This window comes from Peribacillus saganii (assembly GCF_003429095.1).
Lineage (GTDB): Bacteria > Bacillota > Bacilli > Bacillales > DSM-1321 > Peribacillus > Peribacillus saganii.
Genome location: NZ_QVTE01000008.1, coordinates 330,206 through 337,624, shown reverse-complemented (window position 1 = coordinate 337,624; position 7,419 = coordinate 330,206). Strand labels below are relative to the sequence as shown.

Here is a 7,419-nt window from a genome sequence, read left to right as displayed (position 1 = left end):
TGGCTTATGACCTCGAGGGGCTGGGCGCTGGAGCTAGACATCTGTACTTGTTAAAAAAGTTATACTTTCTTAATTTAGTAGGAAAAGCGCAAGCGCCCTGACATAAGAAGAACAGCTAAGATCGCCACGTCCTCACAAAGCTTCCGCCTTGTTTCGTGCGATGTATCGCTGACTTTGCCGTTCCTTTTCCTGTGCGTCGGGGCTGGGCACTGAAACTAGAAACCAGTATAAGGTGAATAATCTATACTTATCTGGTAAATAAAAAATTTGTTAGCTGCCCATAACAGGCTCCAGGATTACTTTATCCTTTTTCTCAATTGTAAAAGTGATATTCTCATTTACAAGCTGGTCCTTCACTCCGCCGGTAAGGTTGAAAGAAGATTCAAGGACTTCTGCATCACCAATTGCAGTAAAAACGAAAGGAGCAGGATGCTGCTGCCCATCAACCGTAATCACCGGACCATTGCAGACAATATAAGAATTTTGGTTTATCCTTTGCCCATTAATTGCGACTGCAGCTGCTCCGGAAATGTACAATTCGTTAATCACTTGGAAAACATGGCGTTCATGTACAATATATTGATTTACGTTGTCGTTAATAATATTAGAAGGAGTCCCATCTTCAAGTGTAACCTCTACGCCCTCACCCTTAACCCTGACTTTACCGAGATACATCCGATATTTTTCAGCGTCCTCGGCAAGATTGAAATAAACGTTCGCCTCATTGGCAAGCTTTTTTTCAATCGACGTCAGTTTTCCCTGCTTCTCAAGCAGTTCCGCTTGGAGACTTCTTGTCTTCTCCTCTTCTTCAAGCAATTTATTGCGAAGCTGGAACTCCCTGTCCCAGCTTTTATCTTTAAGATCAGGCTTTGCCTGTTCCCTATTCGTCAAATTGTAAGAAAATGCAATCATGAACCCAAGCACCAGGGCAACGAGCGATAGGATGACATGATTACCTTTCACTTTCATCAGAATCATTTTCCTTCCCTTTATTTGCTTCGCGGACTTTTGTTTCATAAGCTTTGAAAAAAGATGCCACCTCAAGATCGATAACCCCTTTAACTCCCGGCTGCAGCTGACTGATTATCGATGGATAGTGGACAAGCTTATCAGACAGTGTCCTTGAAGTTGCGCTTACCTCATAGCCATCATTCATATACAGGGTAATATGGTATGTATCTGTTTTTTTAGGTGTATGATGAATTTCAGAAATTGAGTTAGTAATTTCCTGAGGGATTTTTTCCAGCTCATTTAGCAGCTGGTTGAGCGCCTTGCCTTTTTTAAAATCGATCAGAACCGGGGCGTGAACAGGTATTTCCTGTTTTTTTAAAGGTTCCAATATCTCTCCATTTTCAAGTATTGGAAAGAACCTGCCGTCATTTGCCAGATAGGCAATCCGGTCATGGTCTGCCACAGTAATAAGCACCGTGCTTGGGAGTTTGATGGCAACGCTGGCACTCTTGATTTCCGGATACCGTTTAATTTCGCCGGCAATTTCTTTTGTGCCAACCTTCCAGATGCTGCTTCCCTCTGACAAGCCGCTTAATTGAATGATTTTTCCTGAAGAGATATACCTGTTTCCTTGCACTTTGATTGAACGTATTTCACTCAATGGTGAGATAAAATATATTACACAGGCAATAAGAATAAAAAATAAAGAAAGAAGCAATATTAAACGCCTGTTTGCCTTCCTTTTTCTTAATTCTTTCAGCTTAGGGATTCGATCTTCAATGGAAACTATTTTTCCGTTTTCCATCCCTGCTCACCTCTTCCAACAAAACAAATAAGAATGTTAAAGCCCGCTGGACGGGCTTTAACGGGATTTTATTATACCACAGTAATTGGAAGTTTAGATGAACGTATTTCAATTATTTAATGGCCTTCCGATTATTTCCACTTCCGTTTCCATTTCCACCGCATATTTATCAAAAATCGTATCCTTAACGTGCTGGATAAGGGCAAGAACATCTTCCGCCCTGGCTCCGCCTGCATTTACAATGAAATTCCCATGCATCTCGGAGATTTTTGCACCGCCAATAGAATGCCCTTTTAAACCGGCATCCTCTATTAGCTGTCCAGCATACTTTGGCAGCGGGTTTCTAAATATACTTCCGGCGCACGGAAGATTGTATGGCTGTGTTTCTTTACGGTAGTTTTTATTGTTTTGCATCCGCTCCACAATTTCTTCACGATTTCCTTCCTGCAATGAAAAAACAGCTTCAAGGACGATTCCCGGCCTTTTTTTCTGGAGGATTGATGTACGATAGGAGAATTCCATTTCTTCATTGGAGAGCCATGATATTGTCCCATCATCAAAAAGTACACGTGCTGATTTCAGGATTTTTGATATATCAGAACCATGAGCACCGGCGTTCATATAAACAGCGCCGCCAACAGACCCGGGAATTCCGCTCGCAAATTCGAGTCCGGCAAGGCCCTGCCTGCTGATTTGCATCGACAGGCTAACTAAGGAGACACCTCCGCCTGACCTTACTTCCGTACCCTCAACAATATAATTATCAAGTCCTTTGCCGAGCTTTATGACAACTCCTTCGATTCCAAGATCTGATACCAGCAGATTGGATCCTCTGCCGATAGCACGCCAGTTTACCCCGAATTCTTTAATTACCTTCATGATTTTCTCTAGGCTTTGCATTGAATCAGGTTCAATAAAACTATCAGCTGGGCCTCCGATTTTTATGGTTGTATGATTGGCCAGAGGTTCATTTTCAAGTACCCGGCCAACATCTAAAGATTTTAATTTATCAATAACTTCTTTCATTTTAAACCTCCCCGGATGGGCAATGGATGTGATATTTCCAGTATATGCTTTGTGGCCCAATCAGTTCTTTTTAGAAATTTCTCTCATAGCTTCAAACAGTCTGAATGCCGCATCAGGTATCCCCAGCTTAGAAGCCGCAGCTTTCATTGATTCTGTTCTTTCCTTATCCAACATAATGGAATCGATAGCAGTTATCAGCCTTTTCCCCGTCAATTCATTTTCCAGTAAAATTTCGGCAGCTCCGTTGTCGCTTAGTGAGCGGGCGTTCTTTTCCTGGTGATTGTTTGTTACATACGGGCTAGGAATAAGGATACTTGGTATTCCTAATACAGTGAGCTCGGCTAAAGTCGTAGCGCCTGCTCTGGCAACTGTCAAATCCATACCTGCCAGAATTTCAGGCATATTGTGGACAAATGGTTTAATGTGAACATTCGCCGGTTTGCCAATTAGATCAATCTCTTTTTTAACCCGTTCATAATGGACTTCACCGGTTATATACAACACTTGATATGGACGCTCACCCAATTCAGTCATAACCTTAAGGACTGCTTCATTTATAGGCCTGGCTCCCCTGCTTCCGCCAAAAATGAGTACCGAAGGCTTTAAAGGATCCATCCCGATTGTTTTTAATCCTTTCTTCCCTTTATGATGAAGGACCTCCGAAGCCCGGGGATTACCAGTCAGTATCGTCTTTTCCTCTGGAAAATAAGCCTTTGCCTCGTCAAAACAGACAGCAATTTTATTAACAAAGCGGCTTAAAAATTTGTTTGTCAGACCAGGTACACTGTTTTGTTCATGAATCATGGATGGAATTCCGAGTTTTGCCGCAGCATATACCACGGGACCGCAGACATATCCTCCAGTACCAATGACAACATCCGGCTTAAACTCCCTCAGCATTCGTTTGCTGTCTTGGACACCCTTTAAAAACCGGTAAACAGTTTTTATATTATCGAATGAAAGCTTCCGTTTGAAACCTGTAATATGTATAGAACGGAATGGTATGTCCTCTCTGGTCACAATATCCTTTTCAAGTCCGTTTTCAGTGCCAATATATAAAAAAGTGCTTTTTTTATCGCTTTCCTGAATCTCACGAATTAATGCTAGAGCGGGATAAATATGTCCTCCTGTACCTCCGCCACTCACAACAATCCTCATCAACGTCACCCCAAATCAATTTAAAAGCGCAAGCGCCCTGACATAGGAAGGACAGCTAAGTGCGCCAAGTCATCACAAAGCTGTCGCTTTGTTTCGTGCAATGAACCCCTGCTGAAGCATTCCTTTTCCTTTGACAATGCTGTCCTGACTCATATCCTGACAAACGAACGTCGACTAAGTTCTGCCAGGGTTAAAATTCAAGGCCATTTCAACTCCGTCTGTGCCAAATGTCGACGCCATCACATCCTCACAAAGCTGACGCCTTGTTTCGTGGGATGTATCGCTGCCGTAGCGTTCCTGTGCAAGTCCGACAAGCATATAACAACGCTGAGAGAATGCCCTATTTGCCTTCAAAGCATATTGCTTATGACCCCAAGTCCGGCACTTCCAAAAATGTATGGATCGGGGCCGGGCGCTTGAGCTGCTATCTGCTGTTAGAAATTTATGCTTTCTTAATTAATAAGCTCAGTTACTGGCCAGACAAGCACAAGAAAGCCTTGGAAGAGAATATGTTTCCTCCCCCTGAAAGGCTTTATCGGCTTACTAAGGCTATAATACAGCATTCGGCTACAAGAACCCCAGACCGGATAACGGCAGTATGCCTTCAAATTAATTCCAGCTAAGCTTCGGGTAGCATACTGCTGAAGTATTCTTATCCTGTTCATGGCATCGCTGCTTACACTAACTAGAAAAATCTAATGGTTAAAACAGCATTATTCATTTACAAAGAACGCACTTAGTCGCTTTACCCTCTTATACTATATTCTAAACACAGGTCAATGCCAACCATAACATGGCATAATCGTGCTAAACACCCATGAAAAAATCAATATTAAAAAACCTTGCCAGGAATCATCCTTGGCAAGGAATTAGGCTTTTTAATACTTTTGCATCCATTAAAAACATTTCTTCTTCCCTAAAATTGGCATGTAATAGAACAGGCATCCATCCAGGCGCAATCGGCTGATAATCGATAATTTCATTAATACCTTGCATATCTGCTTATATTCAGAAGCACTCCGATGGCCATCAGCATGAGCGTTAATGATGATCCTCCATAGCTAAGAAATGGCAATGTTATCCCGGTAACCGGCATTAGGCCCGTTACCACCCCGATATTAATCATCACCTGGATTGCGACCATGGAAATGATCCCTACAGCGAGGAAGCTGCCGTACAGGTCAGGTGCTCCAAGAGCGATCCTGATTCCTCTCCAGAGAAGCAAGCCAAACAGGAGTATTACAAATGAGCCCCCGATAAACCCAAGTTCTTCCAGCAAAATTGCAAAAATGAAGTCTGTTTGCGGTTCAGGAAGGTAGAAGAACTTCTGTCGGCTTTGTCCCAATCCGAGGCCAAATAAGCCTCCAGGACCAATTGCGTATAAAGATTGAATAATTTGAAAGCCGCTTCCAAGCGGATCCTGCCATGGGTCAAGAAATGAAGTAATCCGCTTCATTCGATACGGGGCCGAAAGAACCAATCCGACGAATCCTGCAACTCCCAAAAGTCCAAGAAAAGCAAAATGGCTTACCCGGGCGCCCGAGATGAAAATCATTGCGATACAAGTTCCAACCATAACCGTGCCTGTCCCCAAATCCGGCTGAAGCATAATCATTGCAAACGCCAGGAATACGAGGGAAAGCGAAGGCATGAGTCCCTTTTTGAAGGACGTAATCAGTTTTTGCCTGTCAGAAAGATATTTTGCCAAAAATGCGATCATTGCAAGCTTCATAAATTCAGATGGCTGGATTGAGAAAGCACCGACTCCGATCCAGCTTCGAGAACCGTTCCGTTCCATTCCGACTCCAGGAATTAAAACGAGCACGAGCAAAACAAAACAGGCTATTACTAAAGTCTTTGCCCAGGTCCTCCAAGTCCAATAATCTACATTCATGATAAAAAACATCGCCACTACCCCGGCTCCCGCAAAAAGCAGCTGTCTTTTAGCAAAGAAGAAGGAGTCATCAAATTTATACGTCGCCCAAATCGCACTGGCACTATAAACCATTATCAAACCGACAGCAAGAAGGCTTAGCGTTACGATAATCAAAATAAAATCAGGGTTGGATTTTTTAATCGGCACAGGATACACACCTCTTACAAAGGAATGACATGAACAAGCTCTCTTATCCTAGCTTATGCACGGCATTTATAAACATGTCTCCTCTTACCTCAAAAGTTTTGTATTGATCCCAGCTTGCACAGGCAGGAGACAGCAGAATTACATCGCCTTCGGACGATAATGCATAAGCTGCAGGTACAGCTTCCTCCACATTATCGACACGTTTTATCTCCTGTATTCCCGCTTCCCTGGCTACACGCTCAATTTTTTCGGCAGTCTGCCCAAAGCTGATTAATCCTTTTACGTTTGCCAAATAAGGCTTCAGCTCATCAAACTCGTTGCCTCTATCAAGCCCGCCGGCAAGTAAAATAACGGGCTCTTTAAAGGATTGAAGCGCTTTTGAAGCAGCTAATATATTTGTAGCCTTGGAGTCATTGTAAAACTTCCGGCCTTCAATTGTTGCAATATATTGTGTGCGGTGCTTCACGCCGTGGAAAGTTGCTAGCACTTGTTGAATTGCTTCATTCGAAACTCCCTTTAGTTTGGAGGCTGCAGTAGCCGCCAAAACATTCTCAAGGTTATGCTTACCCGGAAGTGCAATCTCACATACTCGTACTATCCGTTCACCTTGAAAAATTACATATCCATCCTCTACATACGCTCCATTTTTACAAACCGAGGCTGAGGAGAACGGAACACTTATAGCCTTTGATCTAGAAGCTATTTCTGAGACTATTTCCTGGTCCATGTTATAAATAAAATAATCCTCTACTGTCTGGTTTTTTGTAATAGCTGCCTTTGCCTCTGCGTATTCATGCTTAGAACTGTGGTAATCAAGGTGGGCATCATACAGATTCGTCAAAACGGAAATTTCCGGCTTGAAATCCACAATACCCATAAGCTGGAATGATGAAAGTTCAATAACGATAGTATTATTTGGCTCCGCTTCTTGAGCGACTCCTGAAGCAACGGTACCGATATTACCCGCTATAAGCGGAAGTTTTCCTCCTTCCTTGAGCATTTCAAAAATCAGCGTGGTTGTTGTTGTCTTTCCGTTTGTTCCAGTTATGCCTATAAACGGTGCCTTGCTTATCTGAGCAGCGAGTTCAACTTCGGTAATCACCGGTATGCCCTGTTCGATTGCACCGCTAACAAGAGGATTGCGGTATGGAATCCCCGGATTCTTAACAATTAGTTCGAAGCCTTCGTCCAGCAGCTCAATCGGATGACTGCCGCATATCACTTTAATGCCCTGCTCAAGAAGTCCCTGGGCCTCAGGGTTTTCCGAGAGCGGCTTCATGTCGTTTACTGTAACAAAGGCTCCCAGTTTATGCAGCAGCGAAGCAGACATGACTCCGCTTTTTGCCAATCCTAATACCAATACTTTTTTTCGTAAATATTTATTTGTATCTTTCAC

At 43.0% G+C, this 7,419-nt stretch carries 7 protein-coding genes; all 7 read right to left on the bottom strand.

The window, feature by feature from the left end; translation table 11 throughout:
- Window positions 1-270 precede the first annotated feature (270 nt).
- On the bottom strand, window positions 271-978 hold the full coding sequence (locus D0469_RS04390; RefSeq protein WP_407675723.1) for a DUF881 domain-containing protein: 708 nt from the start codon (window positions 976-978) through the stop codon (window positions 271-273).
- Entirely contained in the window at window positions 953-1,756 is an 804-nt protein-coding gene (locus D0469_RS04385) for a cell division protein FtsQ/DivIB (protein ID WP_117325407.1), read from the bottom strand. Before D0469_RS04385 ends, D0469_RS04390 begins: the two co-directional genes overlap by 26 nt.
- Window positions 1,757-1,864: 108 nt before the next feature.
- Complete coding sequence (gene murB, locus D0469_RS04380; RefSeq protein ID WP_117325406.1) at window positions 1,865-2,782, bottom strand: UDP-N-acetylmuramate dehydrogenase; 918 nt, start codon at window positions 2,780-2,782, stop codon at window positions 1,865-1,867.
- A gap of 60 nt (window positions 2,783-2,842) precedes the next feature.
- On the bottom strand, window positions 2,843-3,940 hold the full coding sequence (gene murG / locus D0469_RS04375; RefSeq protein WP_117325405.1) for an undecaprenyldiphospho-muramoylpentapeptide beta-N-acetylglucosaminyltransferase: 1,098 nt from the start codon (window positions 3,938-3,940) through the stop codon (window positions 2,843-2,845).
- 174 nt (window positions 3,941-4,114) lie between these two features.
- Window positions 4,115-4,294 carry a hypothetical protein gene (locus D0469_RS04370; protein ID WP_117325404.1) on the bottom strand — a complete coding sequence of 60 codons (180 nt, stop codon included), beginning with the start codon at window positions 4,292-4,294 and terminating at the stop codon, window positions 4,115-4,117.
- 628 nt (window positions 4,295-4,922) lie between these two features.
- Window positions 4,923-6,023 carry a stage V sporulation protein E gene (gene spoVE, locus D0469_RS04360; RefSeq protein WP_117325402.1) on the bottom strand — a complete coding sequence of 367 codons (1,101 nt, stop codon included), beginning with the start codon at window positions 6,021-6,023 and terminating at the stop codon, window positions 4,923-4,925.
- Between the two features lie 43 nt (window positions 6,024-6,066).
- Window positions 6,067-7,419: a UDP-N-acetylmuramoyl-L-alanine--D-glutamate ligase gene (gene murD, locus D0469_RS04355; RefSeq protein WP_117325401.1), complete on the bottom strand. Its 1,353-nt coding sequence runs from the start codon at window positions 7,417-7,419 to the stop codon at window positions 6,067-6,069.